Origin of the sequence: Micromonospora noduli (genome assembly GCF_003264475.1) — a bacterium.
GTDB classification, from domain to species: Bacteria; Actinomycetota; Actinomycetes; order Mycobacteriales; family Micromonosporaceae; genus Micromonospora; species Micromonospora noduli.
The window spans coordinates 197,488-212,546 of record NZ_PYAC01000041.1; the positions used below are offsets into that span (position 1 = coordinate 197,488).

Here is a 15,059-nt window from a genome sequence, read left to right on the forward strand (position 1 = left end):
ATCCGCCGGCCGGCCCCGCCATCTTCCCCGGCGGCGGGACCGGCCAGCGGTGCCGGGTCTACAGGCGCTCGACCATCGGGCCGACGCACCGGTTACGGGTGTCGAAGATGTAGCGGGCGTGCCTGACCACGAGGTCGTAGTCGAAGGTGTCATGGTCGGTGACCACCACCACCGCGTCGGCCGCACGCACCTCACGCTCGCTGAGCCCGACCACTGTGACCCCGGCGGGGATCTGGTGCGCCTCGGCGTACGGCTCGACGGCGTGCACCTCGGCGCCGAGGGCCTGCAACCGACGGGCCACGTCCACGGCGGGGGAGTCGCGCATGTCGCCGGTGTTCTTCTTGTACGCCAGACCGAGCAGCAGTAGCCGGGCACCGCTGACGGCACGACCGTCCCGGTTCAGCCCTCCCATGATCCGCTGCGCGACGTGTTCGGGCATCTCGTGGTTGACGTCGTTGGCCAGCTCGATGAACCGGAACTGCCGACCGAGGCGGCGCTTGACCTGCCAGGACAGGTAGCACGGATCGATCGGCAGGCAGTGCCCGCCGACGCCGGGGCCGGGCCGGAACGGCATGAAGCCGAACGGTTTGGTCGAGGCGGCGTCGATCGCCTGCCAGACGTCGATGTCGAGGTGGTGCGAGAGCATGGTCAGCTCGTTGATCAGCGCGATGTTGACCTGGCGGAAGGTGTTCTCGATCAGCTTGGTCAGCTCGGCGACGCGGGTGGAGTCCACCGGTACGGTGCGTTCCACGAGGCGCTGGTAGAACTCGTCCACCCGGGCCAACGCCGCCGGGTCCACACCGGAGACGACCTTCGGGGTGTTCTCCAGTCGCCACGTCGGGTTGCCGGGGTCGATCCGCTCGGGGCTGTAGCCGAGGTGGAAGTCACCGGGGCTGGTCAGGCCGCTGGCCGACTCCAACAGCGGGCGCAGCAGCTCCTCAGTGGTGCCCGGGTAGGTGGTCGATTCCAGGATCACCGTGCAGCCCGGGCGTACGTATGGGCCGATACCGATTCCGGCCTGCTCGACGAAGCTCAGGTCCGGGGTCCCGTCGCGTAGCGGGGTCGGTACCGTGATGACGCAGATGTCGAACCCGTCAGCGTCGGTGTACTCCGTGCTGGGGTGGTAGCGGCCGCTGCCCAACGCGCGGCCCAGCTGGTCGGCCCGAATGTCCTCGACGAACGACTCGCCGGAGGCGAGACGCTTCACCCGGTCGGCGTCGACGTCGAGACCGACCACGTCGAGCCCCGCCTCGACGGCCCGCATGGCCAGCGGAAGTCCGACGTACCCCTGACCGATCACGACCAGCTTTTCAGCGCTCACCCAGGCTCCCGCAGCAGATGGTGTAAATAGCCTGCTGAGAGCCTAGAGGCGTCTTCGGCGCCGTAAGTCCGTTTTGGGGATATCGGTGCTGGTGGGACTGACGGGGGTCGGCCACAGCGCGCGGCTCAACCTTCCGCCGGCACCTCGGGATCGACAGGCGGGCTGGAGGTGGCGGGTGGATCAGGAGGCGCGCTGGTCGTCGGCGGCGCGGCCGTGGTGGGCGCCGCGCTGGTGGGCGGCGCCGTGGTGACGCCCACCGTCGGCGTCGGCGAGTTGGCGGTCTGGCTCGGCTGCAGGCTCGGCGTGGCGGAGACCGACGCGGACGGGGAGTTGCCGGTGACGTGCGGCCGGTCCGGCCGGCCCGGCTCGACGCTGGTGATCTGCTCGTTCGCCGCGGGCAGGTCGACGGGGCCGCTCGGTGCCACCGTCGGCGAGGTGGCCGGCAGATTGACCGCCGGGTCGTCGCCGACGTTACGCGTCGCGGCCAGCGCCGCGCCGAGCCCGACCAGCGCGACCAGCATGGCCGCCGCCGCGCCGACCAGCGGACCCCGCCGTCGCTGGCGCCCGTCCGCCACCGCCGCGCCGACCGGCACGTCCGTGCGGGTGCCCGGCCCAGCGTCGCGCAGCGCGACCGGCCCGGCCATCGCCGTCGGCGGCTCGCCGCCGGTGACCGCCGTCCGAGCGGCCTCGGCCATCGCCGCTCCGCTGGTGAACCGCTCAAGCGGATCCTTGGCCAGGGCCCGAGACACCAGAGCGCGGACCGCCTCCGGAATGTCGTGCGGCAGCTCCGGCGGCTCGTCGTCCAGGTGCCGCACGGCGACCTGGAGCGGATTGTCACCGGTGAACGGCGGGCTGCCGGTCAGGCAGCAGTAGGTGACCGCGCCCAGGGCGTAGATGTCGGTGGCACCGCTGACCGGCCGACCGGCGGCCTGCTCGGGAGCCATGTAGAGGGCGGTGCCCGGCACGGCGTTGGTGCTGGTGATGCTGGTGATGTCGGTGGAGCGGGCCACGCCGAAGTCCACCAGGACGACGGTGCCGTCCTCCTGCACCAGCAGGTTGCTGGGCTTGACGTCGCGGTGCACGATGCCGCCGCGATGCGCCGCGTTGAGCGCTGCGGCCGCCTGGGCCACGATCGACATCGTCTCGGCCACGTCGAGCCGCCCGGCCGCCTCGATCCGCTTGGACAACGGCTCGCCGGCGACGAACTCCATGACGAGGTAGTCCGCCCGCCCGCCGTCGGGGAGGTCGTCCGCACCGCAGTCGAAGACCTGCACGATGCCGGGGTGCCGCAGCGCCGCCATGATCCGGGCCTCGGCGCGGAACCGGGCGATGAAATCGGGATCGGAGACCAGCGCCGGCAGGAGGACCTTGACCGCGACCTGCCGGCCGAGGATCAGGTCGGAGGCACGCCAAACGTCGCCCATGCCGCCCGTGGCGACACGTTCGTCCAAGCGGTAGCGACCGCTGAGCACGACCTCCGATGACAACACCGCATTACCGTACCTAGAGTGGCGCGGGGCGGCGCGCCGTGGCAGGCCCGCCGGGTGGCTGGTTCAGAGTGGCTGATCCGGCCTGACCTGTGTGGACGCTCGCCCTTCGTGACGCTGCGGATGTGTGGTGTCACAAAAAGCGACTATTTCCGTCGCTCGGGTCGACGATGGGGGCAAGAAACCGCCTACAGGCGTGGTGGGCGTCTGCTGCGTACTGACCGTTACGACGACGCGCCGTCGGGCAGGGTTGATAATTGTCACTCTTCCGTGACACGAGGCCGACTTGTCGGGTCGTTGCTGCCCTCTTAGCGTTAGCCCGGCTCGGGCCCTCCCGGCCACCTCGGCGGGCAGCGCGCCGATCGACCACCCTGGCGTTGGCCGCCGGACACGCCCCCCGGACAATCGTGGTCGCGGGCACAATCAGAGCGGTGGAGGGCGGTGCGGTGCTGGTGCTGATCGGGCGGACGACTCGTGCCGCGTGGCGTGCGCCAGCCCGGTTGGTCGGGCCGACACGCCCCGAACGATGCGTGGGGCGCGCATGACCGCCGACCTGTCGGAGGTGGTGACCGCCGCGCAGGCCGGGGACGAGGAGGCGTTCCGCTTTCTCTACCGCAGCCTCCAGCCCGGGCTGCTGCGGTACCTGACCGCGCTCGTCGGAGGCGACGCCGAAGACGTCGCCTCCGAGACCTGGCTCCAGATCTCCCGTGACCTGCCCGGCTTCACGGGGGGCGAGTTTCGGGCCTGGGCGGTCACCATCGCCCGTAACCGCGCGATGGACCACCTGCGCCGGCTGCGCCGCCGCCCCTCGCTCCCGGTCCCGGTGCAGGCGCTCGTCGAGCTCGCCAGCGACGCGGACACCGCCGAGCGAGCCAGCGAGACGATCGGTACCGAGACCGCCCTCGCGCTGATCGCCACCCTCCCGCCCCGGGAGGCCGAAGCGGTCCTGCTGCGGGCCGTGATCGGGCTGGACGCGGGGTCCGCCGGCCGGGTGCTGGGCCGCCGTGCCGGTGCCGTGCGGACCGCCGCTCACCGTGGCCTACGCCGGCTCGCGGTCCTGCTGGAGCGGCAGAGCCCGGCCGAGTCGTCGGTCGGGGTCGAGGAGGTGCCACCGCCGCGTGCGGGGAGCGGCCCCGCCCTGCGGGCATCGCACGTCGAACCGGCGGACGGCTGACGTGAGGGGACTCCCGATGAACTCGTTCCGGCGGGCCGACCGCGCCGACACCGAGCGGCTGCTCGACTCGGCCTCTGCCCGGGTGGACGCCACGCTGGATCAGGGCCCCTCCGTCATGCCCACGGAAGTGGACGCGAACTCACCCGGGGTGCACCTGAGCGCCCCGAACGTGCCCCCGGCCGAGCCGGTGGCCGCGTTGCTCGCCGCGGCGGCCGGCCCCGCTCGCCCGGGCGAGTTGGCCGGGGAGGACGCCGCGGTGGCCGCGTTCCGGGCCGCCCGGGCCAACCCGGCGCCGGCAGTGCCGCAGCGGCCACGCCGTCGCCGGATGACCACCGGCGCGGTGGCCTGGATCGGAGCGGTCGCAGCTACCGCCACCGCGGGGGCCGCCTTCGCCGCGGTCACCCGGGACCGAGGGCCAGACCCGGTCGCACCGGCACCGTCGCGCCCGTCACCCTCGCCGCACCAGGGCGTGTCCCGGTCAGCCGAGCCCGGTCGGTCGGTGGGCCCCGGCGCCCCGTCGCCGGGCGCGCCGCCGCCCGTCACCGCCACGCCGCCGACCAGTCCCACTACCGCCGGCCAGATCCACGGACAGTGCCGCGCGTGGCGGGCGAAGGCGCCCGAGCAGCGGGAGAAGGCGCTACGCACGTCGGCCTTCCAGAAGCTGGTGACCGCCGCCGGCGGCCCCGCCGAGGTCGAGGCGTACTGCCAGAGGCTGGTACCCGAGGCGAAGCCGTCCGAGCCGGCGAAGGTCACGCCCTCCGATTCGGCGAGGGGCAAGCAGTCCCCATCGGGGAAAGCCCCGCCGTCACCGCCGCGACCTGATCACTCCGTAGGCGGCTGACCGGTCGGCGGTTGGAGCGGTTTGTTCCGCCCTGCTTCGGAAATTCGTCTGTTAGACAGAGGTTGGTGGCCCGTGCACGCCCCCGACGGTGTCGGTGGGTGGGTTTACGGTGGCACGGTGTGCCGGACCCGGCGCACGGAGAGGGGGCCCGACCCTTGGTGACGTCATCCGACCTGGACCGCAGCGCCATCCTGCGCGAGTCCGCAGCCGCAGTCCGACACCTCGCCCGGATCTGCTTCAAGACCGGCCCACCCACCCACACCGGCGTCGAACTGGAATGGACCGTGCACGACGCCGCCGATCCCGCCCGCCCCGTCGACGCGACGCGGCTGCGGGCGGCGCTGGGGCGGCACAGCCCCGCCACGCTGGATGCCACCAGCCCGGCCGAGCCGCTGCGACACGGCGGCATGGTCACCCTGGAGCCGGGTGGCCAGTTGGAGATCTCCACCCCGCCCCGCCCCTCGGTCGCCGCGTTGATCCGTGCCACCGAGGCCGACATCGCCCAGGTCACCGACCTGCTGGCCGCCGCCGGGCTGGTCCTCGGCAGCAGCGGCATCGACCCCCACCGACGGCCGCGCCCGGTGGTGGAAACCCCCCGTTACCGCGCGATGCGCGGAGCCTTCGACCGCCACGGCCCGGCCGGCCGCACGATGATGTACAGCACCGCAGGCCTGCAGATCTGCCTCGACGCCGGTGAGCCGGACCAGGTCGCTGACCGCTGGGCCGCGGCCCACGCGGTCGGGCCCCCACTGCTCGCGGCGTTCGCTTCCGCCGCTCGGCACGCCGGGCGGCGCACCGGTTGGGCCTCCGCCCGGATGGCCGCCTGGCTGGCCATCGACCCGGCCCGGACCCGCCCGGTCTGGTCGCCCTCTCGGGCCGGGGACGATCCGACCGACGCCTGGGTCAGCTACGTGCTCGCCGCGCCGCTGCTCTGTCTGCGCCGGCACAGCGCTGACTGGGCCGCGCCGCCCGGGGTGACCTTCGCCGACTGGCTCGACGGCGCGCTGCCACAACCGCCCAGCACCGATGACCTCGACTACCACGTCAGCACCCTCTTTCCGCCGGTGCGGCCGCGCGGCTACCTGGAGCTGCGCTACCTGGACGCCCAACCCGATCGCGGCTGGCGGCTGCCGCTGGCGGTGCTGACCGCCCTGTTCGGTGACCAGGGCACCGTGCGCGAGGCGTACACGATCGCCACGCCGGTGGCGCACCGCTGGTCGGCCGCCGCCCGGCACGGCCTGGCCGACCCGGCGCTGGCCGCCGCCGCGGCGGGCCTGCTCGACCTGGCCCTGACCACCCTGCCCCGACTGGAGCTGCCGGCCAGCACCCATGACGAGATCCGGCGAGGGATACGCCAGCGGCTGGCAGCCGCAGAGAGGAGAGACCAGTGAGCGCGAGGAGCGAGCCGGTTGTGCGACCCGCGCAGCCGCGAACGGAGGACGGCTCAGTGAGCGCGAGGAGTGAGCCGGTTGTGCGAGCCTCGCAGTCGAGAACGGAGGACGGCTCAGTGAGCGCGAGGAGTGAGCCGGTTGTGCGAGCCTCGCGGGCGGGCCGGGTCGACGGCGAGCAGTTGCGCGACCACATCGCGGCGGAGTTGGCGCGGGCTCGCACCCGCACCGCGTTGCTGACCGAGGTGGTCGACGACGCCGACCTGACACGCCAGCACTCACCCCTGATGTCGCCGTTGGTCTGGGACCTTGCCCATGTCGGTAACCAGGAGGAGCTCTGGTTGGTCCGGGACGTCGGCGGCCGGGAGCCGGTCCGGTGTGACATCGACGAGTTGTACGACGCGTTCAAGCAGCCGCGCCGGGACCGCCCCGCGCTGCCCCTGTTGCCGCCCGCGGAGGCGCGCGCCTACCTGGCCACCGTTCGGGACAAGGTGCACGACCTGCTCGACGCGGTGACCTTCACCGAGCGGCCGCTGGTCGCCGACGGGTTCGCCTTCGGCATGATCGTGCAGCACGAGCAGCAGCACGACGAGACCATGCTCGCCACCCACCAGCTGCGCTCGGGGCCGGCGGTGCTGCACGCTCCGGCGCCGCCCGAGCCGTCGGTCCAGGTCGGCGCGGAGGTACTGGTGCCGGCCGGCGAGTTCACCATGGGCACCGACACCGATCCGTGGGCGTTGGACAACGAACGTCCGGCGCACCGGGTCGACCTCCCGGCGTACGTCATCGACGCCGCCCCGGTGACCAACGGCCAGTACTTGGCCTTCATCGCCGACGGCGGCTACACCGAGCAGCGCTGGTGGAGCGCGGCCGGTTGGGAGCATCGGGTTCGGGAGCAGCTGAGCGCCCCGATGCACTGGCGTTGCGACGGCGACGACTGGTCGTATCGGCGCTTCGGTCAGTGGGCGCGGGTCCGCGCCGACGAGCCGGTGGTGCACGTGTGCTGGTACGAGGCGCAGGCGTACGCGGCGTGGGCCGGCAAGCGGCTGCCGACCGAGGCGGAGTGGGAGAAGGCGGCCCGGTGGGATCCGACGACCGGGCGGTCGCGTCGTTACCCCTGGGGGGACGACGACCCGACCGAGACGCACGCCAACCTCGACCAGCGCCATCTGCGGCCGGCGCCGGTGGGCGCGTATCCGGCCGGGGCCTCGCCCTTGGGTGTGCACCAGCTCATCGGCGATGTCTGGGAGTGGACCTCGACGGCGTTCGACGGGCATCCAGGGTTCGCCGCGTTCCCGTACCGCGAATATTCGGAGGTGTTCTTCGGCGGCGACTACCGGGTGCTGCGCGGTGGCTCGTTCGGCACTGACCGCTCCGCCTGCCGGGGCACCTTCCGCAACTGGGACTATCCGATCCGCCGGCAGATCTTCAGCGGTTTCCGCTGCGCCCGGGACGCGCGACCGGACGAGTCGTACCGGTGAGTCGCCGCACGACCGGCGGCCCGGCGGCGGGCCGGGGGCGCTGATGTGTCGCCACCTGGCCTACCTGGGGCCGCCGGTCACCCTGGCCGAGCTGTTGTTCGACCCTCCGCACTCGCTGGTGCGGCAGTCCTGGGCGCCCCGTGACATGCGCGGCGGCGGCACGATCAACGCCGACGGGTTCGGTGTCGGCTGGTACCCGGGTGAGGGTGAGCCGGTGCGGTACCGGCGGGCGCAGCCGATCTGGAGCGACCCGACCATCGCCCAACTGGCGGCGGTGACCCGCAGCGCGGCGGTGGTGGCGGCGGTGCGTTCGGCCACGGTCGGGATGGCGGTGCTCGACGGCGCGGCGGCGCCCTTCGCCGAGGGGCGGTGGCTGTTCAGCCACAACGGTGTGATCCGCGGCTGGCCGGACGCCGTGGTGCCGCTCGCCGCCGGTCTCCCGGTGCGTGACCTGCTCACTCTGGACGCCACCACCGACTCGGCGCTGCTCTGGGCGCTGGTGCGGCATCGGTTGCGCGCTGGCGCCGACCCGGTCGAGGCGGTCGGGCGGACGGTGACCGACGTCGCCGCTGCCGCCCCCGGGTCGCGGCTCAACCTGCTGCTCACCGATGGGCACCGGGTGGTGGCCAGCGTGGCGGGGCATGCGTTGTCGGTCCGCGAGACGTCGGGTTCGGTGCTGCTCGCCTCCGAGCCGCACGACGACGATCCCGGTTGGCGGTCGGTGCCGGAGGGGCACCTCGTCGTCGCCACCGCGGGTGAGGTGCGGATACGTCCACTGCCGGCCCCGGTGGGCGCGCCGAGCAGGCACGCAACGGTTGATCGAACGAAAGGAGCGAACCGATGACCGCGGAACCCCTGGAGATCTACCTCGAAGAGGGTGACCTGGAGCGTGGCCTGCGTGACGACGTCCGGGCCGGGCTGAGCGCCGGCCGTAAGTGGCTGCCGCCGAAGTGGTTCTACGACGCCCGGGGCAGCGAACTCTTCGAGGAGATCACCCGACTGCCTGAGTACTACCCGACCCGGGCCGAGCGGGCCGTGCTGGAGGCGCACGCTCCCGACATCGCGGCGCTGACCGGGGCCAAGACGCTCATCGAGTTGGGCTCCGGTTCGTCGGAGAAGACCCGGCTGTTGCTGGACGCCTTCACCCGCCGGGGTGGGCTGGGCACGTTCGTCCCCCTGGATGTGTCGGTCAGTGCGCTGCGCGGGTCCACCGCCCAGATCGCGGCCGACTATCCCCGCCTGCGGGTTCGGGGCATCGTGGGGGACTTCACCCGGCAGCTGGACCGGCTGCCGACCGGCGGTCGGCGGTTGGTGGTGTTTCTCGGCGGCACCATCGGCAACCTGTTGCCCGCCGAGCGGGCCGAGTTCCTGACGGCGATGCGCGCCGCGCTGGAGGTCGGCGACTGGTTGTTGGTCGGCACGGACCTGGTGAAGGACCCGTCGGTGATCGTGCCGGCGTACGACGACGCCGCCGGGGTCACCGCCGAGTTCAACCGCAACGTGCTGCACGTGATCAATCGGGAGTTGGGCGCCGACTTCGACCCGGCCGCCTTCGAGCACGTCGCCGTCTGGGATCCGGACCACGAGTGGATCGAGATGCGGTTGCGGGCGACCCGGCCGATGAGCGTGCGGGTGCTGGGGCTGACAGTCGATTTCGCGGCGGGGGAGGAGCTGCGTACCGAGGTTTCGGCAAAGTTCCACCGGGAGGGGGTCGCCGCCGAGCTGGCCTCGGCCGGCTTCGCCACGGCGGAGTTCTGGACCGACCCGGACGGGCTCTTCGGCGTGACGCTGGCGCGGGCGCGGTGAGCCCGTTCACCCGGCGCGGCCGGGCCGGGCGGTGATCCGATAGGCTGATCACGCGAAGGGGAGTAGCCCCCAATGTCGTGGTCGACATACTGGTGCGTTCCGCATCCGGCCACGCGGCCCCGGTTCCCTCGGGGCGGGCGAGACCTTCGACTCAGGCTGTTGCAGCCGGGTCGAGGGCGCCCCTGTACCTCCTCCCGGCGTGAATGGGAAGGACGTCATGGAGGGATTTTTCGCCGCGCTGGTCATCAGCTTCGGCGTCATCTTCGTCGCCGAGCTGGGGGACAAGTCCCAGCTGATGGCGCTGACCTTCGCCACGCGGTTCAAACCGATCCCGGTGCTGATCGGCATCACGGTCGCCACCGCGGTGGTGCACCTGGCGTCGGTCGCCATCGGCGTGGGTCTCGGGGCGGTGCTGCCAACCGAGTGGATCTCCCTGGTGGCCGGTGTGGCGTTCCTCGGGTTCGGCGCGTGGACGCTCCGCGGGGACAAGCTCACCGAGGAGGAGAAGCGCAAGGCGGAGAAGACCAGCAAGACCGCGATCGTGGCGGTGTCGGTGGCGTTCTTCCTCGCCGAGCTGGGCGACAAGACGATGCTCGCCACGATCACGCTCGCCACCAAGTACGGCTGGTTCGGCACCTGGCTCGGCTCCACCATCGGCATGGTGGCCGCGGATGCGCTGGCCATCCTGGTCGGCCGGATGCTCGGTCGGCGGCTGCCGGAGAAGACCATCAGGTACGGTGCCGCGATCCTCTTCGCCATCTCCGGTCTCTGGCTGATCCTGGAGGCGGTGAACGAGCTGACCTGAGCGCCGACTAGCCGCAGCGTGGGCGGGTAACGGCCCGGGGTGGAGCCGGCCGAGTTGTTGCGCCAGGGCGACCAGGTGCTGGTTGCCGTGGTGGAGGTGGCCGGCGCGCTGGTGATCTTCGTTGGCGCGGTGTGGGCGGCGGTGCGGTTCGTGGTCGAGGGGCTGCGACACCGCAGCGCCGCCCGCTTCACGCCGATCCGGCTCTCGCTGGGCCGCTTTCTGACTCTCGGCCTGGAATTCCAGCTGGCGGCCGACGTGCTGCGTACGGCGGTGTCCCCGTCGTTCACGCAGATCGGCCAACTGGCCGCCATCGCGACGATCCGAACGGCGTTGAACTACTTCCTGGGCCGCGAGATCCGGCAGGAGCAGCGTCAGGTGGCCGAGGGGGAGCGTCGACCGTGACGGCCACCCTGGTCACGGCGGTCACCGCCCTGGCGCTGCTCGCCGGGGTGCTCACCACGCTCACCACCGGGGCGGTGCGCAGCGGCGTCCGGATACTGCTGGACCTGCTCACCGCGGCCGGTCTGATCCGGCTCGCCGGCGAGCCGGATTGGAACGGCCTGGCCGGCGCGGTATCGATCATCGCCCTGCGTCAGCTGCTCGGGGTGGCGCTCAGCCGCCCACCAGCATGGTCCGGCCGACAATCCCCGGCGCGCTGCGCTGAGGACGATCACCACCTACCGTTGGCCTCGACAGGTGAAACGGGAAAAGCGGGAGGATGACCACATGAGCCGGCACGACGAACCGAACGAGTACGGCTACGCCGGCGGTGCCACCGCCCCGGAGCCGCCGCCCGGCGGGAAGCCCGATGAGCAGGATCGCGTCGAGGCGGTGGCGGTGCCGGGCGACGACCTCACCGGGCCGGCGGCCGAGGCGCTGGTCGAGGAGACCGAGGACCTGCCGCCCGCCGATCGTCGCCACTGAGCGCAAGCCCGCGCGGTGGGTGCGGCGGCGCGGCACGACGGCGGACCCGCGCTCGCCGCACCGCCCCTCGGCGCTTCGCGTTCGCCGGGCCGCACCGGCGCGTTCAGCGGGCGTCGGGGTGCTGGTAGACGTCGGGTACGCCGTCCCCGTCGGCGTCCAGCCGCTCCTTCTCCGCCACCCTCCGGTACGTCGTGTTGCGGCGGCTGAGCACCGTGGCGGCCAACCCGGCGGAGATCACCGAGCCGAGCAGCACGGCCGCCTTGACCCGGTCGTCGGCAGTGCTGCCCGCCCCGAAGGCCAGGTCGCCGATGAGCAGCGAGACGGTGAAGCCGACGCCGGCCAGCAGGGCGATCCCGAGCAGGTCGGCCCAGGTGATGTCCTCGTCCAGCTCGGCGCGGGTGAACCGGGCCAGCAGGTACGTCGAGCCGAAGATGCCGATGGTCTTGCCGAACACCAGGGCGGCGACGATGGCGATCACGATCGGGTCGCTCAGCAGGGCGCCCAGGTCGGTGCCGCGCAGGGTGACCCCGGCGGCGAAGAGGGCGAAGATCGGCACCGCGAAGCCGGCCGACACCGGCCGCCAGCGGTGCTCCAGGCGGGCGGCGAGCCCACCTTCGCCCGCCTCCGCGCTGGCGGTGGCCGGCTGCTTGCCGCCCGCCGGTCGACGGGCGAGCACCGGGACCGTGAAGCCGAGCAGGACACCGGCCACCGTGGCGTGCACGCCCGAGGCGTGCATCAGTGTCCAGGCGGCGATCGCGAGGGGGATCAGCGCCCACCACCAGGTACGCCCCCGCTGCACCAGCACCGCGAAGAGCCCGATCGGCACCAACGCGGCGAGCAGTGGAACGGGCTGGAAGTCGGCGGTGTAGAAGATCGCGATGATGGTGATCGCGAACAGGTCGTCGACCACCGCGAGGGTGAGCAGGAATGCGCGTAGGCCCTGGGGCAGATGTGAGCTGACCACCGCGAGCACGGCGAGCGCGAAAGCGATGTCGGTGGCGGTCGGAATGGCCCACCCGCGCAGGCCGTCCCCGCCCGCGCTCAGCACCACCGCCACGTAGATCAGCGCCGGCAGCAGCATCCCGCCGAGTGCGGCCGCAATCGGTAGCGCGGCCCGACGCGGGTCGCGGAGGTCACCGGCGACGAACTCCCGTTTGAGCTCCAGGCCCACCACGAAGAAGAAGATGGCCAGCAGGCCGTCCGCCGCCCAGGTGGCCAGATCCAGGTCGAGGTGCCAGGGCGCGCCGGGCCAGGGCACCACGTCGCCGAGCCGGGTGTACGAGTCGGACCACGGGGAGTTGGCCCAAACCAGCGCGATCACAGCGCCGAACAGCAGCAGCGCGCCGCCGACGGTTTCGGTACGCAGCACGTCGGCCAGGTGCCGGGCCTGCGGCCAGGACGATCGGGAGAACAGCCGGATCTTCGGCGGACGCGGGCCGGATGGCGGGGTGGGGGAGGTCAACTTCGGGCTCACCTACAGGAGTCGGGACGGCAGGAATCCACTCGCCGACCAGACTTCCCGGCACACCGCTGTCGACCCTATCCGGCGGCGCGGTCGGCGGCGACAGCTGGGCCGATCGGACGCCATCCGATCGGCCTCCGACTTTTTCCCCGTTGTCGCCGCAGCCGAATGGGCGTTTGTCGGGTTGGTCATGCGGGCGCACATCTCGCCGCCGGAAAATACATAACTCCGGACATAAGCCGCATGAGCCGCTTTAATGGTTTCACGAGTTTAGAGACGACCTTGGGGGTTTTCGTGAAGTTCTTTGCCGTAACCGGACCGGCATGGGGGCACTCCTGATGGACCTGCTCCGCCAATTGCGCCACGTGCGTCGGCACTGGTGGGTCGCGCTGGTCACGGTCATGGTGGCTCTCGGCGTCTCGGCGTTCCTGACCGTACGGGCCCAACCCCGGTACGTCGCCTCGGTGACCTTCTTCGTCACCACCCCCAACACCGGCGTCAGCGACGCCTACCAGGGCGGGCTCTTCCTCCAGCAGCGCGTCAAGTCGTACGCCGACCTGCTCAGCAGCGATCGGCTGGCGCAGAGCGTGGTGGCCGAGACTCCGGTCGGCCTCACCGCGGACGAGGTGCAGCGCAGGGTGAGCACCTCGACCGAGACCGGCACCGTTCTGCTGCGGGCGTCGGTGACCGACACCGACCAGACCCGCGCGTTGCGCGTGACGGAGAGCCTCGCCAACAAGTTCGTCGAGCTCGTCCAGAAGGTCGAGACGACCCCGGAGGGCAAGGCGCCCATCAAGATCGAAGTGGTCAGTGGCCCGCGGGTCAGCGCCGACCCCGTCTCGCCACAGCCGGCCCGCAACCTCACCCTCGGTGGTCTGGTCGGCCTGATCCTCGGCATCGGTCTGGCGATCCTGCGGGGCGTCGCCGACGTCCGACTCCGCGACGCCGCCGGCCTGCAACGCGCCACCGGCAGCCCGCTGCTCGGTGAGATTCCGTTCGAGGCCAACGCCCGCAGTGCGCCTCTCATCGTGGGCGACGCCGCGACCTCGGCGCGCGCCGAGGCGGTCCGCAAGCTGCGGACCAACCTGCGCTTCGTGGACGTCCACGAGCCGGCCCGGGTCATCGCGGTGACCAGCGCCCTGCAGGGCGAGGGCAAGACCACGCTCTCCTGCAACCTGGCCATCGCACTGGCCGAGGCCGGCTGGCGGGTGCTGCTGGTCGACGCGGATCTGCGCCGACCGAAGGTCGACGACTACCTGGGCCTGGACGCCGGCGTCGGTCTGACCGACGTGCTGGTCGGCGACGTGAAGGTGGGCGACGTCGTGCAACGCTGGGGCGACAAGTCACTGCTGGTGCTGCCCAGCGGGTCGGCCCCGCCGAACCCGAGCGAGCTGCTCGGCTCCAAGGCCATGTCGGACCTGCTGCTGGCGCTGCGCGAGTCGGCGGACATCGTGATCATCGACACCGCGCCGCTGCTCGCGGTGACCGACGGCGTGGTGGTGGCCGTGCAGGCCGACGGCGCGCTGCTGGTGACCCAGCAGGGCCGTACCTCGCGGACCCAGGTCGCCGCGGCGGCCCGGTCGCTGCACTCGGTCTCGGTCCGGTTGCTCGGCTGTGTGCTGAACATGGCCAAGGTGGCCAAGGCCGAGGCGTACCAGTACGAGGCCTACCGGGTGGTCGCCTCGACGCCCGAGGCGTCGGTGCCGGCCGACCGGGCCGCGTCCGGCCGGCACAGCGCGACCGCCGACGGGGTCAACGGCGTCCCCGACCACACCCAGGAACTCACCCGGCTGCCCCGATGAGCGCGGCGAGGGGTCGCAACGACCGTTCGATCTCCTCCGCGCAGCGTCGGAAGTCGGCCGCGGTACCGCCGATCGGGTCCCGAAGGTCGTCCTCGTCCGGGGCGGCGGGTTGCAGCCGTCCCCGGGCCTGGGCGGCGGCGGCGATCGCCGCCCGCAACGGGTCGTCGGCCGAGTCGGCGGGCGGCTCGGCCGCCGCGGCGAGCCGCCCGAACTGGCGCAGCGTGAACGTCCGGTGCAGCGCTCCCGGCGTCAACGCCGTGCAGACCGAGCGTTGGCGTCGGGTCGCGGTCAGCACGAGCGTCGCCTCGACCAGGTACTCGGGCCGCAACCCACGGGTCCGGAACGTGGCCGGGTCCGCGCCGTTCTCGGTCGCGACCTCCATGGCGTACGGGTGCATGGCCAGCCCGTCGATCGCGTCGGTGCCGGCGCTGGCCACCTCGACGGGTCGGTCGGCCAGCAGCCGACGGGCCAGGTACTCGGCCATCGGTGACCGGCACAGGTTGGCGTGGCAGACGAACAACACGCGATCAGCCATCGGTGCCCCTCTCATCGGTACGGACACGGGCGC

General features: G+C 72.3%; 15 protein-coding genes. 11 read left to right on the forward strand and 4 right to left on the reverse strand.

The genetic code is table 11. From position 1 onward, the window contains the following. Positions 1-58: 58 nt before the first annotated feature. Both MED15_RS28395 and MED15_RS28400 read right to left on the reverse strand, forming a co-directional pair. A complete protein-coding gene (locus MED15_RS28395) occupies positions 59-1,321 on the reverse strand; it encodes a nucleotide sugar dehydrogenase (protein ID WP_112587116.1) in 1,263 nt (420 codons plus the stop codon). Between the two features lie 125 nt (positions 1,322-1,446). Further along, complete coding sequence (locus MED15_RS28400; protein ID WP_112737401.1) at positions 1,447-2,811, reverse strand: serine/threonine-protein kinase; 1,365 nt, start codon at positions 2,809-2,811, stop codon at positions 1,447-1,449. Between the two features lie 538 nt (positions 2,812-3,349). Here MED15_RS28400 and MED15_RS28405 point away from each other — a divergent pair. From MED15_RS28405 to MED15_RS28450, 10 genes are all read left to right on the forward strand, one after another. Further along, on the forward strand, positions 3,350-3,982 hold the full coding sequence (locus tag MED15_RS28405) for an RNA polymerase sigma factor (protein WP_112587112.1): 633 nt from the start codon (positions 3,350-3,352) through the stop codon (positions 3,980-3,982). 16 nt (positions 3,983-3,998) lie between these two features. Then, positions 3,999-4,823, forward strand: a complete 825-nt coding sequence (locus MED15_RS28410; protein WP_112737402.1) for a hypothetical protein — start codon at positions 3,999-4,001, stop codon at positions 4,821-4,823. A gap of 155 nt (positions 4,824-4,978) precedes the next feature. Then, positions 4,979-6,214, forward strand: a complete 1,236-nt coding sequence (gene egtA / locus MED15_RS28415; RefSeq protein ID WP_112587108.1) for an ergothioneine biosynthesis glutamate--cysteine ligase EgtA — start codon at positions 4,979-4,981, stop codon at positions 6,212-6,214. Between the two features lie 140 nt (positions 6,215-6,354). After that, positions 6,355-7,692 carry an ergothioneine biosynthesis protein EgtB gene (egtB, locus tag MED15_RS28420; RefSeq protein ID WP_112731905.1) on the forward strand — a complete coding sequence of 446 codons (1,338 nt, stop codon included), beginning with the start codon at positions 6,355-6,357 and terminating at the stop codon, positions 7,690-7,692. 43 nt (positions 7,693-7,735) lie between these two features. Then, positions 7,736-8,536 carry an ergothioneine biosynthesis protein EgtC gene (egtC, locus tag MED15_RS28425; protein ID WP_112731903.1) on the forward strand — a complete coding sequence of 267 codons (801 nt, stop codon included), beginning with the start codon at positions 7,736-7,738 and terminating at the stop codon, positions 8,534-8,536. Continuing rightward, entirely contained in the window at positions 8,533-9,498 is a 966-nt protein-coding gene (egtD, locus tag MED15_RS28430; protein WP_112700345.1) for an L-histidine N(alpha)-methyltransferase, read from the forward strand. The genes egtC and egtD overlap by 4 nt, the downstream gene beginning before the upstream one ends. A gap of 217 nt (positions 9,499-9,715) precedes the next feature. Continuing rightward, positions 9,716-10,303 carry a TMEM165/GDT1 family protein gene (locus MED15_RS28435; protein WP_112587100.1) on the forward strand — a complete coding sequence of 196 codons (588 nt, stop codon included), beginning with the start codon at positions 9,716-9,718 and terminating at the stop codon, positions 10,301-10,303. 39 nt (positions 10,304-10,342) lie between these two features. Beyond that, positions 10,343-10,705: a DUF1622 domain-containing protein gene (locus MED15_RS28440; RefSeq protein ID WP_112587098.1), complete on the forward strand. Its 363-nt coding sequence runs from the start codon at positions 10,343-10,345 to the stop codon at positions 10,703-10,705. Continuing rightward, the gene (locus MED15_RS28445; RefSeq protein ID WP_112737403.1) at positions 10,702-11,025 is read left to right on the forward strand and encodes a hypothetical protein; all 324 of its coding nucleotides are present in this window, start codon (positions 10,702-10,704) and stop codon (positions 11,023-11,025) included. The genes MED15_RS28440 and MED15_RS28445 overlap by 4 nt, the downstream gene beginning before the upstream one ends. Before the next feature lie 4 nt (positions 11,026-11,029). Then, positions 11,030-11,227: a hypothetical protein gene (locus MED15_RS28450; protein ID WP_112587094.1), complete on the forward strand. Its 198-nt coding sequence runs from the start codon at positions 11,030-11,032 to the stop codon at positions 11,225-11,227. A gap of 103 nt (positions 11,228-11,330) precedes the next feature. Here the strand turns inward: MED15_RS28450 and nhaA are convergent, their stop codons facing one another. Continuing rightward, entirely contained in the window at positions 11,331-12,689 is a 1,359-nt protein-coding gene (nhaA, locus tag MED15_RS28455; protein ID WP_112587860.1) for a Na+/H+ antiporter NhaA, read from the reverse strand. A 323-nt stretch (positions 12,690-13,012) separates the two neighbouring features. Here nhaA and MED15_RS28460 point away from each other — a divergent pair, with 323 nt between their 5' ends. Next, the gene (locus MED15_RS28460) at positions 13,013-14,491 is read left to right on the forward strand and encodes a tyrosine-protein kinase domain-containing protein (protein WP_244220624.1); all 1,479 of its coding nucleotides are present in this window, start codon (positions 13,013-13,015) and stop codon (positions 14,489-14,491) included. Here the strand turns inward: MED15_RS28460 and MED15_RS28465 are convergent. After that, positions 14,472-15,026 carry an arsenate reductase/protein-tyrosine-phosphatase family protein gene (locus MED15_RS28465; RefSeq protein ID WP_112587092.1) on the reverse strand — a complete coding sequence of 185 codons (555 nt, stop codon included), beginning with the start codon at positions 15,024-15,026 and terminating at the stop codon, positions 14,472-14,474. The two genes, MED15_RS28460 and MED15_RS28465, sit on opposite strands and share 20 nt — an antisense overlap. Positions 15,027-15,059: the final 33 nt, after the last annotated feature.